This is a genomic window from Agrococcus sp. SL85 (assembly GCF_026625845.1).
GTDB lineage: Bacteria > Actinomycetota > Actinomycetes > Actinomycetales > Microbacteriaceae > Agrococcus.
Window position 1 is genome coordinate 1600370 of record NZ_CP113066.1, and the last position, 19122, is coordinate 1619491.

The 19122-nt window shown below is 75.4% G+C and carries 18 protein-coding genes and 1 pseudogene; 13 read left to right on the forward strand and 6 right to left on the reverse strand.

The features are described from left to right. Positions 1 to 73 precede the first annotated feature (73 nt). From OVA14_RS07910 to OVA14_RS07945, 8 genes are all read left to right on the forward strand, one after another. Positions 74 to 1129, forward strand: coding sequence for an L-idonate 5-dehydrogenase (locus tag OVA14_RS07910; protein WP_267503381.1), 1056 nt, complete (start codon positions 74 to 76; stop codon positions 1127 to 1129). After that, positions 1126 to 1722, forward strand: coding sequence for a gluconokinase (locus OVA14_RS07915; RefSeq protein ID WP_267503382.1), 597 nt, complete (start codon positions 1126 to 1128; stop codon positions 1720 to 1722). The genes OVA14_RS07910 and OVA14_RS07915 overlap by 4 nt, the downstream gene beginning before the upstream one ends. An 80-nt stretch (positions 1723 to 1802) precedes the next feature. Next, positions 1803 to 3212, forward strand: coding sequence for a GntP family permease (locus OVA14_RS07920; RefSeq protein ID WP_267503383.1), 1410 nt, complete (start codon positions 1803 to 1805; stop codon positions 3210 to 3212). A 258-nt stretch (positions 3213 to 3470) separates the two neighbouring features. Beyond that, complete coding sequence (locus OVA14_RS07925; RefSeq protein WP_267503384.1) at positions 3471 to 4118, forward strand: 50S ribosomal protein L25/general stress protein Ctc; 648 nt, start codon at positions 3471 to 3473, stop codon at positions 4116 to 4118. An 18-nt stretch (positions 4119 to 4136) separates the two neighbouring features. Next, positions 4137 to 4715 (forward strand): aminoacyl-tRNA hydrolase, encoded by a 579-nt coding sequence (pth, locus tag OVA14_RS07930; RefSeq protein WP_267503385.1) that lies wholly within the window; start codon positions 4137 to 4139, stop codon positions 4713 to 4715. Between the two features lie 69 nt (positions 4716 to 4784). Next, on the forward strand, positions 4785 to 5258 hold the full coding sequence (locus OVA14_RS07935; protein WP_267503386.1) for a hypothetical protein: 474 nt from the start codon (positions 4785 to 4787) through the stop codon (positions 5256 to 5258). Further along, positions 5255 to 8812: a transcription-repair coupling factor gene (gene mfd / locus OVA14_RS07940; RefSeq protein WP_420710570.1), complete on the forward strand. Its 3558-nt coding sequence runs from the start codon at positions 5255 to 5257 to the stop codon at positions 8810 to 8812. The genes OVA14_RS07935 and mfd overlap by 4 nt, the downstream gene beginning before the upstream one ends. After that, positions 8809 to 9447: a MazG family protein gene (locus tag OVA14_RS07945; RefSeq protein WP_267503387.1), complete on the forward strand. Its 639-nt coding sequence runs from the start codon at positions 8809 to 8811 to the stop codon at positions 9445 to 9447. The genes mfd and OVA14_RS07945 overlap by 4 nt, the downstream gene beginning before the upstream one ends. 40 nt (positions 9448 to 9487) lie before the next feature. Here OVA14_RS07945 and OVA14_RS07950 read toward each other — a convergent pair whose 3' ends face one another. From OVA14_RS07950 to OVA14_RS07960, 3 genes are all read right to left on the reverse strand, one after another. Continuing rightward, positions 9488 to 10612: a Gfo/Idh/MocA family protein gene (locus OVA14_RS07950; protein WP_267503388.1), complete on the reverse strand. Its 1125-nt coding sequence runs from the start codon at positions 10610 to 10612 to the stop codon at positions 9488 to 9490. Beyond that, positions 10609 to 11433 carry a sugar phosphate isomerase/epimerase family protein gene (locus OVA14_RS07955; protein ID WP_267503389.1) on the reverse strand — a complete coding sequence of 275 codons (825 nt, stop codon included), beginning with the start codon at positions 11431 to 11433 and terminating at the stop codon, positions 10609 to 10611. The genes OVA14_RS07950 and OVA14_RS07955 overlap by 4 nt, the downstream gene beginning before the upstream one ends. A gap of 182 nt (positions 11434 to 11615) precedes the next feature. Further along, positions 11616 to 12224 (reverse strand): TetR/AcrR family transcriptional regulator, encoded by a 609-nt coding sequence (locus OVA14_RS07960; RefSeq protein WP_267503390.1) that lies wholly within the window; start codon positions 12222 to 12224, stop codon positions 11616 to 11618. Between the two features lie 82 nt (positions 12225 to 12306). Between OVA14_RS07960 and OVA14_RS07965 the strand changes: the two genes are divergently transcribed. From OVA14_RS07965 to OVA14_RS07975, 3 genes are all read left to right on the forward strand, one after another. Then, positions 12307 to 12900: a hypothetical protein gene (locus OVA14_RS07965; RefSeq protein WP_267503391.1), complete on the forward strand. Its 594-nt coding sequence runs from the start codon at positions 12307 to 12309 to the stop codon at positions 12898 to 12900. 132 nt (positions 12901 to 13032) lie between these two features. After that, positions 13033 to 13782: a DUF1775 domain-containing protein gene (locus OVA14_RS07970; RefSeq protein WP_267503392.1), complete on the forward strand. Its 750-nt coding sequence runs from the start codon at positions 13033 to 13035 to the stop codon at positions 13780 to 13782. After that, entirely contained in the window at positions 13779 to 15230 is a 1452-nt protein-coding gene (locus OVA14_RS07975) for a PepSY-associated TM helix domain-containing protein (RefSeq protein ID WP_267503393.1), read from the forward strand. The genes OVA14_RS07970 and OVA14_RS07975 overlap by 4 nt, the downstream gene beginning before the upstream one ends. Before the next feature lie 246 nt (positions 15231 to 15476). Here the strand turns inward: OVA14_RS07975 and OVA14_RS07980 are convergent, their stop codons facing one another. Beyond that, positions 15477 to 15905: a zinc-binding dehydrogenase gene (locus tag OVA14_RS07980; RefSeq protein ID WP_267505532.1), complete on the reverse strand. Its 429-nt coding sequence runs from the start codon at positions 15903 to 15905 to the stop codon at positions 15477 to 15479. Between the two features lie 217 nt (positions 15906 to 16122). After that, positions 16123 to 16293, reverse strand: a pseudogene (locus OVA14_RS13840) (alcohol dehydrogenase catalytic domain-containing protein); the annotation flags it as partial. 212 nt (positions 16294 to 16505) lie between these two features. Between OVA14_RS13840 and OVA14_RS07990 the strand changes: the two are divergent. Continuing rightward, on the forward strand, positions 16506 to 17150 hold the full coding sequence (locus tag OVA14_RS07990; RefSeq protein WP_267503395.1) for a TetR/AcrR family transcriptional regulator C-terminal domain-containing protein: 645 nt from the start codon (positions 16506 to 16508) through the stop codon (positions 17148 to 17150). On the opposite strand, the gene OVA14_RS07995 is transcribed toward OVA14_RS07990, so the two are convergent. Further along, positions 17110 to 17835: a Pr6Pr family membrane protein gene (locus OVA14_RS07995; protein WP_267503396.1), complete on the reverse strand. Its 726-nt coding sequence runs from the start codon at positions 17833 to 17835 to the stop codon at positions 17110 to 17112. The two genes, OVA14_RS07990 and OVA14_RS07995, sit on opposite strands and share 41 nt — an antisense overlap. 61 nt (positions 17836 to 17896) lie before the next feature. Between OVA14_RS07995 and OVA14_RS08000 the strand changes: the two genes are divergently transcribed. Next, positions 17897 to 19117: a histidine--tRNA ligase gene (locus tag OVA14_RS08000; RefSeq protein ID WP_267503397.1), complete on the forward strand. Its 1221-nt coding sequence runs from the start codon at positions 17897 to 17899 to the stop codon at positions 19115 to 19117. Positions 19118 to 19122: the final 5 nt, after the last annotated feature.

Below are 19122 nucleotides of genomic sequence, written 5' to 3' on the forward strand. Positions count from 1 at the left end.
CCGCCGCGCGCCCACCCGGGCGCATAGGCTCGAGCAGGGCGCCGCGGACGGCGCGCCCACGGAAGGACGAGGCATGACCGCCGCGCAGCTGCCCAACCTCGGGATCGTCGCGCACGCGAAGGACGACGTGCGCGTCGAGGTCCTGCCCGAGCCCGCGCCGGCGCGCGACGAGGCGGTCGTCGCGATCCGCTACGGCGGCGTCTGCGGCTCCGACCTCCACTACTGGCGCCACGGCGCGGCGGGGGAGTCGATCCTGCGCGAGCCGATGGTGCTCGGCCACGAGGTGGTCGGCACGGTGCTGCGCGCCGCCGCCGACGGCTCCGGCCCCGCCGAGGGCACCGCGGTCGCCGTGCACCCGGCGACGCCGATCGACGACGGCTCCGCCCCGTTCCCCGCGGACCGCCCGAACCTCAGCCCCGCGGGCACCTACCTGGGCTCCGCCGCGCGCGTGCCGCACACCGCGGGTGCCTTCGCTCGCCGCGTCGCGCTGCCGAGCCGCATGCTGCGCGCGCTGCCGCAGGGCCTGGGCCTCCGCACGGCCGCCCTCGTCGAGCCCGCCGCCGTCGCCTGGCACGGCATGGGCCGCGCGGGCGACGTCGCAGGCAGACGGGTGCTCGTCATCGGCTCGGGGCCCATCGGCGCGCTCGCGGTCGCCGTCGCCGTGCACCACGGCGCCGCAGAGGTCATCGCGACCGACCTCCACGACCTGCCCCGCGAGATCGCGGCGAGGGTGGGCGCGTCCCGCACGATCGACGCGCGCGACGAGGAGGCCATCGCGGCCGTGCACGCCGACGTCGTCATCGAGTCGTCCGGCACGGTCCTGGGCCTCGCGAGCGCCATCCGCGGCGCCGTCCGCGGCGGCACGGTGGTGATGCTCGGCCTGCAGCGCTCGGGCGAGGTGCCCGTGCTCGCCTCGCTCGCGATCACCCGCGAGCTCACGCTCGTCGGCTCGTTCCGCTTCCACGACGAGATCGACGACGTCATCGCCGCCCTCGCAGACGGCTCCCTCGCCGCCGACCCCGTCATCACCCATGTCGCACCCGTCGACGACGCGCTCGAGGCCTTCGCCACCGCCGGCGACGCGAGCGCCTCGTCGAAGGTGCTCATCGACCTCCAGGAGGCATCATGACCGAGCTGCGCTACCCGCCGATGATCATCATGGGCGTGCAGGGCTCCGGCAAGTCGACGATCGGCGCGGCCCTCGCCGAGCGGCTGAACATCGACTTCATCGACGGCGACGACCTGCATCCGAAGGCCAACAAGGACAAGATGGCCGCCGGCCACCCGCTCACCGACGAGGACCGCGTGCCGTGGCTCAAGGTGATCGGCGAGACGATCGCCGAGGGCCGCCGCGAGGGCCGCATCACGATCGTCGCGTGCTCGGCGCTGAAGCGCTGGTACCGCGAGCTGCTGCGGTCGAGCGACGCCGACCTCGTCTTCGTGCACCTCTCGGGCGAGCAGGCGCTGCTGGCCGACCGGCTCGCGCACCGCGACCACGAGTTCATGCCGACGACGCTGCTCGACAGCCAGATCGAGACGCTCGAGCCGCTCGCCGAGCACGAGCGCGGCATCGTCATCGCGATCGAGCAGAGCCCCGCGGCGATCGTCGACGAGGTCACGCGCATCCTCATGGCGCGCGCCGCCGGGCGTGCGGTCGAGCCCGCCGCGGGCGCGACGCTCACCGGCGCGATCGACCTGCCCCGCGAGCCCCGCGGGGACTGACCCGACCATCCCCCGGGCGTCGGCGCCGCGCGCCGCCGCTCACCCATCCCTGCACACGCACAGACACAGGAGTCACGACCATGGATGACCTCGTCCTCACCTGGGACCTCGGCACCGGAGGGCTGCTGCTGCTCGCGGCGGGCGCGATCGCGCTCCTCCTCGTGCTCATCATGGCCTTCCGGATCCACGCGTTCGTCGCGCTGATGATCACGAGCCTGCTCACCGCCATCGCGGCGGGCATCCCGTTCGACCGCCTGCTCGAGGCGATCGCGTTCGGCTTCAACCCCACCCTCGGCAACGTCATGCTGCTCGTCGCGCTCGGCGCGATGCTCGGCCGCATGATCGAGGTCTCCGGCGGCGCGCGGGTGCTCACCGACAAGCTCATCGAGCGCTTCGGCGAGCAGCGGGCGGCGATGGCCGTCGGCGTCGCGAGCCTCCTCATGGGCTTCCCGATCTTCTTCGACGCGGGCCTCGTCGTGATGATGCCGATCATCTACGCCGTCGCGCGTCGCCTCGGCGGCTCGCTCCTCACCGTGGCCTTCCCGGCTGCGCTCGCCTTCTCGTCGATGCACATCTTCGTGCCGCCGCACCCCGGGCCCGTCTCGGCCTCGGCGATCCTCGGCGCGGACGTGGGCCTCGTGCTCCTCCTCGGCCTCGTCGTCGCGATCCCCGTCTGGTACCTCGTGGGCGTGCTCTTCGGTGGCTGGGTCGGCCGCCGCTACGACATCCGCGTGCCCGACCTGCTCTCCGGCTCGAAGGACGAGTACGAGGAGATGGAGTCGAACCCCTCGTTCGGCCGCATCCTCTTCCTCCTGCTGCTGCCGCTGTTCCTCATCCTGCTGAACACGGGCCTCAACATGTACGCGTCGACGACCGAGGACGCGGACGCGTTCAAGGCCGAGCCCGTGGTGGCGGCGCTGCGCCTCCTCGGCGAGACGCCCGTCGCGCTCCTCATCACCGTCGTCATCTCGTTCTGGCTGCTCGGCTGGGGCATGGGCAAGCGCGGCTCCCTCGTCGACAAGGTCGCCGACAGCGCCCTCGGGCCCATCGCCTCCGTCGTGCTCGTCACGGGCGCCGGCGGCATGTTCGGCGGCGTGCTGCGCGTCACGGGCATCGGCACCGCGATCGCCGACTCGCTGAACGCGATCGGCATGCCGGTGATCCTCGCGGCCTTCCTCATCTCGCAGATCGTCCGCATCGCGCAGGGCTCGGCCACGGTCGCGCTCACGACGGCCGCCTCGCTCATGGCGGGCGTCGTCGCGCAGGGCGACTTCAACCCGGTGCAGATCGCGGCGATCGTGCTCGCGACGGCGGCCGGATCGGTGGGCTTCAGCCACGTCAACGACTCCGGCTTCTGGCTCGTGAGCCGCTTCTTCGGCCTCGACGTCGCGACGACGCTGAAGACGTGGACGGTGGCGCAGGGCCTCATGGCGATCGTCGGCTTCGCGATCTCGGTCGCGATCTACCTCGTGGGCGGCCTCCTGGGCTAGCGCCGGCCGTCGGTCGAGGCGCGCGCGGCGCAGTCGCTCGCGCCACGAGGTCCGCTCCGGCGACGGGGCCTCGTGGCGGCTGATCCCTGCGGGATCGGCCTCCTCGACCGGCGGTTCGCCTGCTAGCATCGGAGGCTGAACTTCGGCGAGGGATGCACCGCATCCGTGATCGACGCAGTGGCAGCACGGGGCCCGTCCTCACGCGTCAGCGTTCGAGTCGACATCATCAACAGGCCGGCTGGCCGCAGGAGAAGCACCATGAGCACCGACGACAACAAGCTCCAGACCGAGATCCGCGAGAGCTTCGGCAAGGGCGCCGCCCGCAAGCTGCGCGCCGTGGGCAAGGTCCCCGCCGTCCTCTACGGCCACGGGTCGGAGCCCCAGCACCTCACCGTGAACGCGCACGACGTGTTCATGCTCGTCCGCAAGGCGAACGCGATCATCGACCTCCAGATCGAGGGCAAGAGCCAGCTCGCGCTCGTCAAGGACGTGCAGCGCAACCCGGTCATGATGGGCGTCACCGCCATCGAGCACCTCGACCTCGTCATCGTCCGCCGCGGCGAGAAGGTCACGGTCGACGTGCCCGTGCACGTCGAGGGCGAGCCCGTCTCGGGCTTCATCGCCATCCAGGACGCCACGACGGTCTCGGTCGAGGTCGAGGCGCTCCACATCCCCGAGTCCTTCACGGTCTCGGTCGAGGGCCTCGAGGACGGCGCGCGCATCCTCGCCTCGGAGATCGAGCTGCCCAAGGGCGCCGAGCTCCTCACCGACGGCGAGACGCTCGTCGTCTCGGTCCAGGAGCCCCAGCTGGCCGAGGAGGACGAGGAGGCCGAGGAGGCCGAGGGCGAGGAGTCCGAGGAGGGCGCCGAGGGCGACGAGGCCACCGAGGGCGACTCGGCCGAGTAGTCCCCAGGACCTTCCGCGGTGGCGGACACGTGGCTCGTGGTCGGGCTCGGGAATCCCGGGCCCGACTACGAGCGCACGCGCCACAACATCGGCCGCATGGTGCTCGTCGAGCTCGAGCGCCGCGCCGGCGCGAGCCCCAAGCGGCACGGCCGCGCCGAGGCGCTCGTCGCCGAGTCGCGCATCGTCGGCGGCCCGAAGGTCGTGACGGCCTTCCCCACGACCTACATGAACCGCTCGGGCGGCCCGACCGCGAAGCTCATGGACTGGTACGGCGTCGAGCCCGACCACGTGATCGTGCTGCACGACGAGCTCGACCTGCCGCTGGGCGAGATCCGGCTGAAGCAGGGCGGCGGGCACGGCGGCCACAACGGCATGCGCGACATCATCGCCGCGCGCGGGCCCGAGGTGCTGCGGGTGCGGCTCGGCATCGGCAGGCCCCCGGGCCGCCAGGACGCCGCCGACTTCGTGCTGAAGCCCTTCGCCAAGGCCGAGCAGGGCGAGGTCGACCTGATGGTCCAGCTCGGCGCCGACGCCGTCGAGCGGATCATCGCCGAGGGCTTCCTCGCCGCGCAGCAGCGCATCCACGCCCCCTCCTGAGGGGCGCAGCGCGGGACGGCCACGGGGTCGCCGCCGCTAGCATGGAAAGCCGAGACGGAGGAGGGCGCCGTGCGCCGAACGACCACGCGGATCGCCGCGGTCATCGCTGCGAGCCTGCTGCTCGCCGGTTGCGCGTCGACCGAGCCGGAGCCCACGCAGCCCGCAGGGCCCAACGGCTACGCGCTGGCGGCGGGCTTCCCCGACGGCCACAACCTCTGGTATGACGTCGGCGACGAGACGGGGCTCACCGACCTGATCCTCGAGGACTCCGCCGGACGCGCGATCACCTCGTGCCTCGGCAACGGGCCGCTGCTGTGCGTCGCCGGTCCCGACGATGCGTACGGCGTGCTCGTGATCGCCCCTGAGGGTGCGGAGCGCGCGGTCATGACGTGGTTCGGCCAGGAGGTGGAGCTCACGCGCGGCGAGGGGCCCGCCGAGGGGCAGCCCCCGGTCTTCGGCGGCGTCATGCCGCCGTTCTCGAACTCCGACGGCTACAGCCTCGAGGTCTTCGACGGCGCCGGCGCCGTCGTCATGACCTCGTGAGCCTGACGCCCCTGCTCGACGCGCTCGAGCGCGGCGCGCTCGCCCCGGTCGTCGAGGAGGGCCGCGGCGGCGAGCTGCACGGGATCGAGCCGCTGCGAGCCCCGGTCGTGGCCGCCCTCGCGCGCGGACACGATGCGCCCCTGCTCGTGATCACCGCGACGCGGCGCGAGGCCGAGGCGGTGCGCGACGACCTCGCGGCGTGGCTGCCCGCCGCCGAGGTGCTCGACCTGCCCGCGTGGGAGACCCTGCCCCACGAGCGCCTGAGCCCCTCGCCCGAGACCGTCGGCCGTCGCGGCGCGACGCTGCGCGCCGTGGCCGAGCGCGACGGGTCGCGGCCGACGATCGTCGTGGCGTCGGTGCGTGCCGCGCTCCAGCCCCTCGCGGGCAACCTGCTCTCGGTCGAGCCCGTCGACCTCGTCGCGGGCGGCCGCGGCGTCGACCTGGCCGAGCTCTCGCGGCGCCTCGTCGACCTCGCCTACGCGCGCGTCGACATGGTCACGCGCCGCGGCGAGTTCGCGGTGCGCGGCGGGATCGTGGACGTCTTCCCTCCCGCCGAGGACCACCCGGTGCGCATCGAGCTCTTCGGCGACGAGGTCGAGCAGATGCGGTGGTTCCACGTCGCCGACCAGCGCTCGGCGCCCGAGCCGGTGGAGCGCGTGGTCCTGCCGCCGAGCCGCGAGCTGCTGCTCACGCAGGACGTGCGCGACCGCGCGCGCCGGCTCGCGCCCGAGCTCCCCGGCATCGCGCAGATGCTCGAGAAGCTCGCGGAGGGCATCGCGGTCGAGGGCATGGAGTCGCTCGCGCCCGCGCTGCTGCCCGGCCTCGTGCCGATCACGCACTACCTGCCCGGCGCCGGCGTCGTCGTGCTCGGCCCCGAGCGCATCCGCGACCGCGTGCGCAGCCTCAACGAGACGAACCACGAGTTCCTCGAGGCGGCCTGGAGCGCCGCGACCGCCGGCGGCGCCCCGCCCGTCGACCTCGAGGGCGGCTTCCTCGAGCTCGACGCGCTGCGCGACGCGGCCGAGGGGCCGTGGTGGACGATGTCGGCGCTGCAGCGCGACGAGGACGTCGCCGCGCTCGCCGCCGAGGCCGTGCCGAGCTTCGCGGGGCGCGCCGAGGGCGCCGTCGACCACCTGCGCGAGCGGCTCCGGGACGGCTGGCGCGCCGTCGTCACCGCGGGCGGCCACGGCCTCGTCGAGCGTGCCGCGGCGGTGCTCGCCGAGCGCGAGGTCGCCGCGCGCGAGGAGGCCGAGCTGGGCGCCGAGGTCGAGCCCGGCGTCGTGCACGTCGTGCAGGCCGCGATCGAGCACGGCTTCGAGCTGCCGGCGGAGCGCATCCTGCTGATGAGCGAGGCCGAGTTCTTCGGCCGCGCCGTCGGCGTCGACGCGCGGGCCCCGCGGCGCATGGCCGCGCGCCGCGGCACGGTCGTCGACCCGCTGCAGCTCAAGGCCGGCGACTTCGTCGTGCACGAGACGCACGGCGTCGGCCGCTTCCTCGAGCTCACGCAGCGCACGGTGTCCTCCGGCGGCCGCAACCCCGTCAAGACCACGCGCGAGTACCTCGTCATCGAGTACGCGTCGTCGAAGCGCGGCCAGCCGGGCGACCGCCTCTCGGTGCCCACCGACCAGCTCGACCAGCTCTCGCGCTACGTGGGCGGGGAGAGCCCGGCGCTCTCGAAGATGGGCGGCTCCGACTGGCAGCAGTCGAAGGCGAAGGCGCGCAAGGCCGTGCGCGAGATCGCGGTCGAGCTCGTGCAGCTCTACTCCGCGCGCATGGCGTCGAAGGGCCACGCCTTCGGCCCGGACACCCCCTGGCAGCGCGAGCTCGAGGACGCCTTCCCGTACGCCGAGACCCCCGACCAGCTCACGACCATCGACGACATCAAGCGCGACATGGAGCGCGAGGTGCCGATGGACCGGCTGCTCTCGGGCGACGTCGGCTACGGCAAGACCGAGGTCGCGGTGCGCGCGGCGTTCAAGGCTGTGCAGGACGGCAAGCAGGTGGCGGTGCTCGTGCCCACGACGCTGCTCGTGCGCCAGCACCACGAGACCTTCGCCTCGCGCTTCGCGGGCTTCCCCGTGCAGGTGCGCGCGCTCAGCCGCTTCCAGACCGACAAGGAGGTCCGCGAGACCGTCGCGGGCCTCGCCGACGGCACCGTCGACGTCGTCATCGGCACGCACCGCATCCTCGCCGACCAGATCGCGTTCCACGACCTCGGCCTCGTCGTCATCGACGAGGAGCAGCGCTTCGGCGTCGAGCACAAGGACGCGCTGAAGGCCCTGAAGACGAACGTCGACGTGCTCGCGATGTCGGCCACGCCCATCCCGCGCACGCTCGAGATGGCGGTCACCGGCATCCGCGAGATGTCGACGCTCGCGACGCCGCCCGAGGCACGGCATCCCGTGCTCACGTTCGTCGGCCCCTACAACGAGCAGCAGGTCGCCGCCGCGATCCGGCGCGAGCTGCTGCGCGAGGGCCAGATCTTCTTCGTGCACAACCGCGTCTCGACGATCAACAAGGTCGCGGCGCAGCTCGCGGAGCTCGTGCCGGAGGCCCGCATCGGCGTGGCCCACGGCAAGATGGCCGAGTCGCAGCTCGAGCGGGTCATCGTCGACTTCTGGGAGAAGCAGTACGACGTGCTCGTCTCGACGACGATCGTCGAGACGGGCCTCGACATCCCGAACGCCAACACGCTCATCGTCGACCGCGCCGAGCGCTTCGGCCTCAGCCAGCTGCACCAGCTGCGCGGCCGCGTGGGCCGCGGCCGCGAGCGCGCCTACGCCTACTTCCTCTACGACGGCGAGACGCCGCTGTCGGAGACCGCCCACGACCGGCTCGAGACGATCGCGGTGCACAACGAGCTGGGCGCCGGCATGCAGGTGGCGCTCAAGGACCTCGAGATCCGCGGCGCGGGCAACATGCTGGGCGGCGAGCAGTCGGGCCACATCGCGGGCGTCGGCTTCGACCTCTACCTGCGCATGGTGGGGGAGGCCGTGGCCGTCTTCCGCGGCGAGGAGGCCGACGCGCCGCGCGAGCTGCGCCTCGAGCTGCCGGTCGACGCCGTCATCCCCGAGCACTACGTCGAGGCCGAGCGGCTGCGCCTCGAGGCCTATCAGAAGCTCTCGGCTGCCGCCTCGGGCCGCGACGAGGGCGCGATCGACCGCGTCGTCGAGGAGCTCCGCGACCGCTACGGCGAGCCGCCCGCGCAGGTCGCGGCGCTCGTGGCGATGGCGCGCCTGCGGCGGCGGGCCCAGCGCGCGCAGCTGTCGGAGGTCATCGCCGTGGGCCCGAACCTGCGGGTGGGCCCGGCCGAGCTCCCCGACTCGGTGCAGCTGCGCCTGCGCCGCATGTATCCGGAGGCCAAGCTCAACGCGGCCGCGCGCACGCTCGTCGTGCCGATCCCGACCGTCGGCGGCGGCCGCCTCGCGGGCACCCAGGCGCAGCCGCTGCCGGACCCCGAGCTCATCGCCTGGGTCGACGCGCTGCTGACCGCGGTCTTCCCCGCGTCCGTCGCGCCGAGCCAGGAGGATGCCGCGGCGGGGGCGGCGCCGTGAGCGCGCTCGACGAGCTCGTCGAGACGATGGCGCGCCTGCGCGCGCCGGGCGGCTGCCCGTGGGACGCCCAGCAGACGCACGCCTCGCTCGTCACCTACCTCATCGAGGAGTCGCACGAGCTCGCCGAGGCGATCGAGACGGGCGCGGACGACGCGCACCTCGTCGAGGAGCTGGGCGACGTGCTGCTGCAGGTGGCCTTCCACGCCGAGATCGCGCGCGCCGAGGGCCGCTTCGACCTCGAGGAGGTCGCGGCGCGGCTCGTCGAGAAGCTGCGCAGCCGGCATCCGCACGTGTTCGGCGACGTCGCGGTCTCCGGCGCCGACGAGGTGGTGGCGAACTGGGACGCGCTGAAGCGCGCCGAGAAGCCGGAGCGCGAGAGCGCGCTCGACGGCATCCCGGCGGGGCTGCCGGCCCTCGCGCTCGCCGCGAAGACCATGGGCCGCGCGCGCCGCGCCGGCCTCGCGCTGCCGGCCGCGCCGGAGGCTGGGCCCGCCGACGAGGCGGCGCTCGGCGAGGCGCTCCTCGCGCTCGTGCGCGCGGCCGACGTGCAGGGCCTCGACGCCGAGCGGGCGCTCCGTGCCGCGACCCGCGGCATGGCCGAGGGCCTCCGCGCCCAGGAGCGCGCCGCGGGCTGACCGGGGCGACCCCGGGGCGCCGAGCCCCGGGGCCGCAGCCTCAGAGCGTCGCGCGGAAGGGGTCGAAGCCCTCGGGAAGCAGCGGCACGGGCGCGAGGCTGCTCGCGACCGCCTCGGTCCGGCCGGTCTCGGCCGAGCGCGCGGCCGAGAGCATCGTGTCGAGCACGTGCAGCCCGAGCTCGCCCGAGGCCACGTGCGGACGGCCCTCGGCGATGGCGCGCACCATGTCGAGCGCGCCGATGCCGCGGCCGACCTCCAGCTCGGGGTGCGGGATCTCCTCCCACACCTGCTCGTGCGACAGCCCGTCGACGAGCATGCCGAGCGGCCGCACCGCGGCGATGCGCCCCGCGAAGCGGTTGGGGTCGGGCAGCACGATCGAGCCCTCGGTGCCGTGGATCTCGACGACGCCGTGCCGCTCGAGCGGGGAGTCGAAGCTCAGCAGGCTCTGCGACTGCGCGCCCGACTCGAACGCGGCGACGAGCTGGATCGTCGAGGGCACCTCGACGGGGAAGCGGGTGCCCGCGAGCGGCCCGGTGCGGATCTCGCGCTCCTCCTGCGCCTTCGTGCCGACCGCGGCGACCGTCGCGACGGGACCGAGGATGCTCACGAGCGCCGAGAGGTAGTACGGCCCCATGTCCATGAGCGGTCCGGCGCCCTGGGCGAAGAGGAAGCCGGGGTTCGGGTGCCACAGGTCGGGCCCCTGCGTCTGGAACGCGGTCTGCGCGAAGAGCGGGCGACCGATGCGCCCGGCCTCGATCGCGCGCCGCGCGGCCTGGAAGCCGGGGCCGAGCAGGGTGTCGGGCGCGCAGCCGACGCGGAGGCCCGCGGCGTCCGCCTCGCGCAGCAGCTGGGCCGCGCCGTCGAGGTCGAGGCCGAGGGGCTTCTCGGTCCACACGTGCTTGCCCGCGGCGATCGCCGCGCGCGAGACGTCGAGGTGCGCCGCCGGGATCGTGAGGTTGATGACGAGCTCGACCTCCGGGTGGGCGAGCACGTCGCCGGCGGTGCCGTGGGCGGGCACGCCGTGCGCCTGCGCCTGCGCCGCCGCGCGGTCGACGTGGAGGTCGCCGACGATCCGCACCTCGGTGTCGCCGAAGGCCTGCAGGTGCTCGAGGTAGGTGTCGCTGATGACGCCCGCCCCGATGATGCCGATGCCGACGGCGCTCATCGGGCGAGCCCGCCGTCGCGGAGGAACGCGAGGCTCGCCGCGATGTCGGCGAAGACGTCGCCGGGCGGGTTGTCGTACTCGATCACGGCGTACTGCACGGCGCTCGCGGCGCGCAGCGCCTCGGCGAGCGCGACCTCGCCCTCGCCGGGCCTGCGCTGGTCGAGCGCGTCCGAGCCGAAGCGCTCGGCGCCGGGGCGGAAGGGGTTCTCGGCGGGCGCGATGCCGTCCTTGACGTGCACGGCGAGGAGGCGGTCGCCGAGCGATGCGGCGAGCGCCACGGGGTCCTGGCCGCCCACGACGGCCCAGTAGAGGTCGAGCTCGAGCTGCACCCTGGGGTCGGTGCGCGCGACGAAGCGCTCGTAGGCGGTCTGGCCGTCGAAGGAGGCCACGAACTCCTGCGCGTGGTTGTGGTAGCCGACCTGGAGGTCGAAGGCCGCGGCGCGCTCGACGAGGGTGTTGAGCCGCTCGCTGATGTCGTCGACGCCCTCGGCGGTCGCCCAGCGCTCGGGGGCGACGAAGGGGTCGATGACGGTGCGGGCGCCGAGCGTCGCGGCGGCCTCGAGCACGACCTCCGGGGCGGGGGTGGGGATGGCGCCGTCGGGCGTCCACAGCTCGTCCGAGAGCAGCGGCGCGTGGGCGGTGGGGGAGACGAGGCCCGCGGCGTCGAGGGCGGCGCGCAGCTCCTGGGGCCTGCGCACGAAGTCGAAGGCCTCGACGGTGCGGAGGCCCATCGCGGCGAGCCGCTCGAGCGATCCGGCGGGATCGGCGGAGAGCTCGTCGGCCAGGGTGTAGAGCTGCACGGATGCCAGGGGCAGGGTCACGTCGTCGTTCCTTCCTCGTGCGGGCCGCGTCGGTCGGGCGCGCGCAGAACCTCCATGTGGAGGTTCCTGGCGATGACGGTACACGGCGCGCGCGCGGCTGTCACGCGCGCGTCGGCTCGGCGTCGGCTCTGCGCCCGCCCGGCGTGGGCCCGGCGCCGGGACCGGGCCTCGGCGCGCCGTCGTCAGCGGTCGGGGCGGAGCAGGTGCTCGAGCAGGGCCAGCGAGCCGTCGAGCGCCACCTCGCCGTCGAGCAGCCACTGCGTCTGGAGGCCGTCGGAGGCCGCGATCACGAGGGCGGCGACGTGCTCGGGGTCGACGTCGTCGCGCACGAGGCCGGCGCGCTGGTTCTCGCGCACCTGCTCGGCCATGCCCGCGCGGAGGCGCTCGAAGCGATCGGCGACGAAGGCCGTCGCCGCGGGGCGGTCGGCCTCGAGGGCCGCGGCGACGAGGCTCGTGTACAGCTGCACGAGCCCGGGCACCGCGCGGTTCTGCTGCGCCGAGACGCGCATCGCCTCGACGGGCGTCGCGGCGTGCGCCGCAGGCCCCGCCTCGTCGAGCCGCCGCTCCGACTCCCGGTAGACCGCCACGAGCAGCTCCTCGAGCGAGGCGAAGTAGTGGGTGAGCGCCGCGTGGGTCACGCCCACCTCGCGCGCGATCGCGCGGAGGCTCGTGCGCTCCGAGCCGCGTCGTGCGAACACCTCGAGGGCGCGGTCGAGGATCTCCTGCCGGCGCGCGATGCCCTTCGCCGAGGCGCGGCGGGCCGGGGGCGGTGCATCGCTCGGGGTGGGCATGCGCGCAGTCTAGGGCGCGGCCTCCGGCGCGTCCGCGAGCCCGATGCGAGCGGGATCGGCGCGGACAGGGCAGGATGGAGGCATGACGGGGGAGCAGCGGATGCAGCGGCGACGCCGCGCGGTCGCCGCTGCCGTCGCGGTCGCCGCCCTCACGACCGTCGTCACGGGCTGCGCGCACTCGCTCGCTGGCGGCGCCGCGCCCGACGCGCTGCTGCTGGGCGCCGCGCTCGTGGCGACCCTGGCGATCCTCGCGCCGATGCTCGGGCCACGCCCCGGCCTCGTGCGCCAGTCGCTCGCCGTGGCGCTCGCGCAGGTCGTGCAGCACGCCCTCTACGCGCTGCCGCACGGCTCCGGCGGCGCCGCGCACGCGCACGGCGCTGCCGCGGGCGACGCCCTCGCCGCCGCCTCGCTCGACCACGGCGGCGCCGCGATGCCGCTCGCGCACGTCGCCGCGGGCCTGCTCACCCTCCTCGTGCTCCGCGCCGCGCCGCGCGCGCTCGCCGCCGCCGTCGCGGCCGTCTCGCTGCGCGCCGTCGCGCTCGTGCTCGCCTGGGTCGCGCCGCTCGGCGCGCCGCGCCGCCCCGCGCTCGCCGCGGAGCGCCCCGTGGTCCTACCGACCCTCCCCGTGCTCGCCCGCGCCTCCGCGCGACGCGGGCCGCCGCTCCTGCTCGTCTGAGCCGGCTCGCCTCGCGAGCCCTCCGTCGGCGTCCCACGAGGGCGTGCCGACGGCCCTCCGGCGTCGCACCTCGGGTGCCGCGCCCCACCAGACGAACGCGCCCCACGGCGCCCCCAGCACAGGAGTGCTCCCATGTCCCGTACCTCCACCTCCCGCACCTCCACCTCCCGCACGCGCCTCGCCCGCGCCGCGTCGCGCACCGCGCGCCTCGCCGTCGTCGGCGCCGCGGGCCTCGGCCTCGCGCTGCTCGCGCCCGCCGCCGCGAGCGCCCACGTGCACGTCTCGCCCGGCGCCGCCGACGCGGGCGAGACCGTCGAGCTCGGCTTCGCGGTCGGCCACGGCTGCGACGGCTCGCCCACGACCGGGCTGCGCATCGCCGTGCCGGAGGAGGTCTCGGCCCTCACGCCCATCGCCAACGCCGGCTGGACCGTCGAGGCATTCGCCGAGGGCGCGGAGCGGGGCGTCGCCCTCACCGCGCTGACGCCGCTGCCGGACGGCGTGCGCGACACCATCGCGCTCGAGGTCACGATCGGCGAGGACGTCGCCGACGGCACCGTGCTCGCCTTCCCCGTCGAGCAGACCTGCGCCTCCGGTGCGAGCTACGACTGGGCCGGTCCCGCCGACGGCGAGGAGCCCGCGCCGGAGCTCGTCGTCGGCGGCGACCCCGCCGCCGGGCACGGCGACCACGCCGAGCACGGCGGCACGACGGGCGACGACGCGTCGACGGACGATGCCGCCGCGGCCGCCGCGGCCGCCGCTCCCGCCGCGACGCCGGCCTCGGTCGACCCGATCTCGATCGCCGCGCTCGTCGTCGGCGTCATCGCCGCGGCGCTCGCGGCCATCGCCATCCGCCGCCAGGCGGCCTCGCGGGCCGGCCGGTGACCGCGGTCCTCGAGGGCGGCGCCGCCGCCCCGACCGCCGGCGACCCCTCGCCGCCCGAGCCGCGTCGCAGGCCGTGGCTCGTGCCGCTGCTGCGGCGCCTCCACTGGATGGCGGGCGTGCTCGTCGGCCCCTTCATCCTCGTCGCCGCGCTCTCCGGCGCCGCCTACGCGCTCACGCCGGCGCTCGAGCAGCAGGTCTACCGCGAGGCGCTCACGGCGCCCGCGACGGGCGAGCCGCTGCCGCTCGCCGAGCAGGTGCGCATCGCGCAGGACGTCGTGGGCGGCGCCGCGCCGCTCTCGGCGGTGCGGCCCGCGCCCGAGGCGGGCGCGACCTCGCGCATCCTCTTCGCTGCCGAGGGCCTGCAGGAGTCGGAGTCGCGGGCGATCTTCGTCGACCCCGTCAGCGGCGAGGTGCGCGGCGACCTCACCGTCTACGGCACGAGCGGCGCGCTGCCGCTGCGGACCGCGATCGACCACTTCCACCGGGGCCTCGGCCTCGGCGACGTCGGCAGGCTCTACTCGGAGCTCGCGGCGAGCTGGCTGGGCGTCGTGGTGCTCGCGGGCGTCGCGCTGTGGATCGTCCAGTGGCGCTCCCGGCGCGCAGGGCGCAGGGCCGAGCTCGTGCGGCCCGCGCGCGGCGCGACGGGGGTGCGACGGCTGCTGTCGTGGCACGCCTCGCTCGGCATCTGGCTCGCGCTCGGCGCGCTCTTCCTCTCGGCGACGGGCATCACGTGGTCGCAGCTCGCGGGCGCCAACGTCTCCGACCTCCGCTCCGCCCTCGGCTGGACGACGCCCTCGGTGTCGACGGCGCTCGAGGGCGAGGCCGACGGCGGCGGGGCGCACGCGGGGCACGGCGCCCCCGCCGCGGCCGAGGTCGCGGATCCCGCGCTCTTCGACGAGGTCGTCGCGGTCGCCCGCACGCGCTCGGTGGACGTGGGCGCGATCGAGGTGCGGCCCCCGGCCGACGCCTCGAGCGCCTGGGTGGTGCAGGAGATCCAGCGCTGGTACCCCACGCAGGTCGACGCCGTGGCCGTCGACGGCGCGACGCTCGCCGTCGTCGACGAGGTGCGCTTCGAGGACTACGGCCTCGTCGCGAAGCTCGCCCGCTGGGGCATCGACCTGCACATGGGCTCGATGTTCGGCCTGGCCAACCAGCTCGTCATGGCGGCGATCGCGCTCGGCATCGCCGCGCTCGTCGTGCTCGGCATGCGCATGTGGTGGCGGCGCGGCCCGTATCGCGACCGGCCGGGAGCGGCACCGGAGGCGGGCGCGCTCGCCCGGGCGCCCTGGTGGGGGATGGCCGCCGTGGCCGTCGTCGGCGCGGCGGTGGGCCTCCTGCTGCCGCTCGTCGGCTGGACGCTCGTCGCCTTCGTGCTCCTCGACGGCCTCCTCGTCGCGGTGCGCTCGCGCCGCGACCGCGCGGACGCCCCGGCGGCGCCGCGGGCCTGACGTGCTCGGGCCCGATGGACGCGGGCCCGAGCGCCGCCGCCCTGAGTCGCTCGGGCCTGCCGCACGCAGTCCCGAGCGCCGCCCTGATCCGCTCGGGCCTGCCGCACGCAGTCCCGAGCGCCGCCCTGATCCGCTCGGGCCTGCCGCACGCAGTCCCGAGCCCTGAGCCCCGGGCGGCCGCTCCGTGCACCGAGCGGCCGCCCGGCCCCTCGGCGGGTGCCCGGCTCCGGCCGGGCACCCGCCCCCTCAGGCGCCCGGCAGCACCACGACGCTGCCGACCTTGTGGCCGGAGTCGACGATCGCGTGGGCGCGTGCGACCTCCGCGAGCGGCAGGGCATCCTGCAGCACCGGGTCGAGCTCGCCGCGCTCGAGCAGCGCGAGCAGGCGCTCGACGTCCTCGCGCCGCGCGACCGCGGTGCCGGCCCGCACCTGGCCGCGGGCAGCGACCAGCTGCCCGAGCGAGCCCGCGACGAGCAGCAGCAGGCCGCCCGGCGCCAGCAGCCGCCGCCCCTGCGCGGTGCGCAGCGCCCCCACCGCGTCGAGCACCACGTCGAAGCGGTCCTCGAGCGCGTCGTAGTCGACGCCCGCCCGGTCGAGCACGGCCTCCGCCCCCAGCCGTCGCACGAGCTCGGCGTTCCGCGCGCTCGCGACGCCCGTGACGCGCGCGCCCGCGATCCGGGCGAGCCTGCACGGCGCTCGTGCCGACGGCGCCCGCCGCGCCGATGACGAGCACGCGCTGGCCCGGGCGCACGGCCGCGATGCGCTCGAGGAAGTGGAGCGCGGTGTGGCCCCCGAACAGCACGGCCGCGGCGTGCTCGTGGGGCACGCCGGCGGGCTTCGGCACGAGCCGTCGCTCGGGCAGCGCCACGAGCTCGGCGTGCGCGCCCGTGCCGCCCGTGGTGCCCGCGACCTCGTCGCCCACCGCGAACGCCGTCACGCCCTCCCCGACCGCCTCGACCGTGCCCGAGAGCGCGAAGCCGAGCACCCGCCGCCGCGGTCCGCGGAGACCGATCGCGAGGCGCGCCGGGATCGCGAAGCCGGGCGGGAAGCTGCCCGAGCGCATCCGCGCGTCACCGGAGCTGACGGGCGCCGCGACGACGCGCACGAGCACCTCCCCGCGGCCGGGGACGGGGTCGGGCAGCTCGACGACGCGAGCGACCTCGGGGGGACCGTAGCGGTCGACGACGACTGCGCGCACTGCTGCTCCTTACGCCTGTAAGCCTCGGATGCGGCCATCGTAGCCTTACAGTCGTAAGCAGACAAGGGGAGGGCGAGATGGCCGACCGCGAGCCGCTGAGCGAGGCGCGCATCGTCGCCGCGGCGTCCGCCGTCGCCGACCGCGCGGGCCTCGCGGGCCTCAGCATGCGCACCGTCGGGCGCGAGCTCGGCGTCGAGGCCATGTCGCTGTACCACCACGTGGCGGGCAAGGAGGCGCTGCTCGACGCGCTCGTCGACCGCCTGGTCTCCGGCATCCGCCACCCCGACCCGGCGCTGCCGTGGCGGGAGGCGCTCGCCGAGCGCTGCCGCTCGATGCGCGCGGTGCTCGGCGCCCACCCCTGGGGCCTCGGCCTCATCGAGTCGCGGCGCACCCCCGGCCCCGCGCTGCTGCTCCATCACGAGACCGTCATCGCGTGCCTGCGCGGCGCGGGCTTCCCCGTGCGGCTCGCGGCGCACGCGTTCTCGGTGCTCGACGCCTACGTCTTCGGCTTCGTGACGACCGAGCAGCACCTGCCGTTCGAGCCGGGGGAGTCGGCGGAGGCCGTGGTCGCCGAGATGGCCGTGCCGCGCGACCGCTTCCCGCACCTCGCCGAGATGGCCGAGGTGCTCGTGGCCGGCCGCGACTACGCCTACGGCGAGGAGTTCGAGTGGGGGCTGGCGCTCATCCTCGACGGGCTCGAGCGTCGGCTCGAGGCGGCGTGATCGCCCTGCCGTGATCGCCCTGCCCCGAGCGCGCCGGCAGGACCGGGCCGAGCACCCTGTGCCGCAGCGCGCCGACGGCCGCGACGAGCGCGATGCCCACGAGGAACGCGAGCAGCACCTGGCCCACCGGTCCCACGAGCCCGGCCCAGCCGCCGTGCGCGCCCGGGTCGAGGAAGGGGTAGGGGAACCAGCCGTCGACGAGCCCGCCGCGCAGCCACGCGCCCGCGAGGTAGGCGACCGGGTACGCCATCCACCACAGCGAGCGCACCAGCCGGAACCGACCGGGGCCGCGCACGAGGATCCAGTCGATCGCCATGAGCCAGGGGATGAGCCGGTGCTGGGAGGCGTTCGTGTAGTCGATGGTCCACGAGAGCACCTGGCCCGGCTCGGCGAGCAGCATCGCCCAGACGAGGCCCGCGAGCACGACGTAGGCGGTCGCGGCGCCGCGCACCTGCTCGCTCCACGCGGGTCGGCGGTGCGCGGGCACGAGCAGGAGCCAGGCGACGACGACGAGCACGAGCAGGTTCGACTGCACCGTGAAGTACGCGAAGTGCTCGCTCCACCGCTCGCCGCTGCGCGCGACGTCGACGACGTTCCAGGCCTCGGCGAGGACGCCGAGGAGGAGGATCGCGACCCGGAGGGCCACGACCGGCGGGGTCTCGTCATCGAACTGCCAGCGGCGCATCAGGCCATCCTGCACCCGGGGCGCGTCGGATCCGCCGCACGCCATGCGGGAGGATGGGGGCATGGCAACCCAGGTGCACCCGCCGCGCGGCATGCGCGACTTCCTGCCCGTCGACAAGCGCCGCCGCGAGCGCGTGCTGCGCGTGATCCGGGAGGCCTACGAGCACCACGGCTTCGAGGAGATCGAGACGCCCGTGGTCGAGGACGCCGCGCGGCTCCACGCGGGCCTCGGCGGCGACAACGAGAAGCTCGCCTTCGCGATCATGCGCCGCGGCCTCACGGGCGACGACCTGCAGGCCGCGCGGAGCCCGCTCGAGCTCGCCGACCTCGGCCTCCGCTTCGACCTCACGGTGCCGCTCGCGCGCTTCCTGTCGACGCACCGCTCCAGCCTGCCGCCCGTCTTCCGCGCCATCCAGATCGCGCCGGTCTGGCGCGCCGAGCGGCCGCAGCGCGGCCGCTTCCGCCAGTTCGTGCAGTGCGACATCGACATCGCGGGGGAGCCCGGCATCGCGGCCGAGCTCGAGCTGCTCGCGGCCACGGGCGACGCGCTCGAGCGGCTGGGGCTGACGGGCACCCACATCCGCATCAACGACCGCCGGGTGCTCCTGGCCGCGCTCGAGCACGCGGGCGTGCCCGACGCGCAGCGCGAGGGCGCGCTCATCACGGTCGACAAGCTCGACAAGGTCGGCCGCGAGGGCGTCGTCGCCGAGCTCGCCGAGCGCGGCGTCGACGGCGCGGCGCTCCTCGCCACGCTCGACGCGATCGGCGCGGGGGAGGCGCCCGAGGGCTTCGACGCCGCGACGCTCGAGCCGCTGCGCGAGCTCATGGCCGCGCACGTCGGCGTGCCGCTCGTGCTCGACCCGACGCTCGTGCGCGGCATGGGCTACTACACGGGCGCGATCTTCGAGGTCGCGCACCCCGACCTCCCCTTCTCGATCGGCGGCGGCGGCCGCTACGACGGCATGGTCGGCCGCTTCCTCGGCCAGGAGGTGCCGGCCGTCGGCATCTCGCTCGGCTTCGAGCGCCTCGTCGACCTCGTCGAGCTGCCCGAGGAGGACGGCCGGGAGGTCGTGGCGCTGCTCGTCGACAAGCAGGTGCCGCCCGTCGAGGCGCTCGCGATCAAGCGCGCGCTCATCGCGCAGGGCCGCACCGTGCGCATGCAGCGCCGTCCCAAGAACCCGCAGGGCCTGCTCGACCAGCTCGTGGCGGCGGGTGCGACCCACGTGGCCTTCGTGCGCCCGGGCGACTCGGCCGAGGACCTCGAGCCGAAGCCGATCTCCTAGGCGCG

Excerpts from the sequence above, each read along its gene's own strand:
- OVA14_RS07910 (WP_267503381.1), top strand. The coding sequence starts at position 74 with ATGACCGCCGCGCAGCTGCCCAACCTCGGGATCGTCGCGCACGCGAAG.
- OVA14_RS07915 (WP_267503382.1), top strand. The coding sequence starts at position 1,126 with ATGACCGAGCTGCGCTACCCGCCGATGATCATCATGGGCGTGCAGGGC.
- OVA14_RS07920 (WP_267503383.1), top strand. The coding sequence starts at position 1,803 with ATGGATGACCTCGTCCTCACCTGGGACCTCGGCACCGGAGGGCTGCTG.
- OVA14_RS07925 (WP_267503384.1), top strand. The coding sequence starts at position 3,471 with ATGAGCACCGACGACAACAAGCTCCAGACCGAGATCCGCGAGAGCTTC.
- OVA14_RS07950 (WP_267503388.1), bottom strand. The coding sequence starts at position 10,612 with ATGAGCGCCGTCGGCATCGGCATCATCGGGGCGGGCGTCATCAGCGAC.
- OVA14_RS07960 (WP_267503390.1), bottom strand. The coding sequence starts at position 12,224 with ATGCCCACCCCGAGCGATGCACCGCCCCCGGCCCGCCGCGCCTCGGCG.
- OVA14_RS07965 (WP_267503391.1), top strand. The coding sequence starts at position 12,307 with ATGACGGGGGAGCAGCGGATGCAGCGGCGACGCCGCGCGGTCGCCGCT.
- OVA14_RS07970 (WP_267503392.1), top strand. The coding sequence starts at position 13,033 with ATGTCCCGTACCTCCACCTCCCGCACCTCCACCTCCCGCACGCGCCTC.
- OVA14_RS07990 (WP_267503395.1), top strand. The coding sequence starts at position 16,506 with ATGGCCGACCGCGAGCCGCTGAGCGAGGCGCGCATCGTCGCCGCGGCG.
- OVA14_RS07995 (WP_267503396.1), bottom strand. The coding sequence starts at position 17,835 with ATGCGCCGCTGGCAGTTCGATGACGAGACCCCGCCGGTCGTGGCCCTC.
- OVA14_RS08000 (WP_267503397.1), top strand. The coding sequence starts at position 17,897 with ATGGCAACCCAGGTGCACCCGCCGCGCGGCATGCGCGACTTCCTGCCC.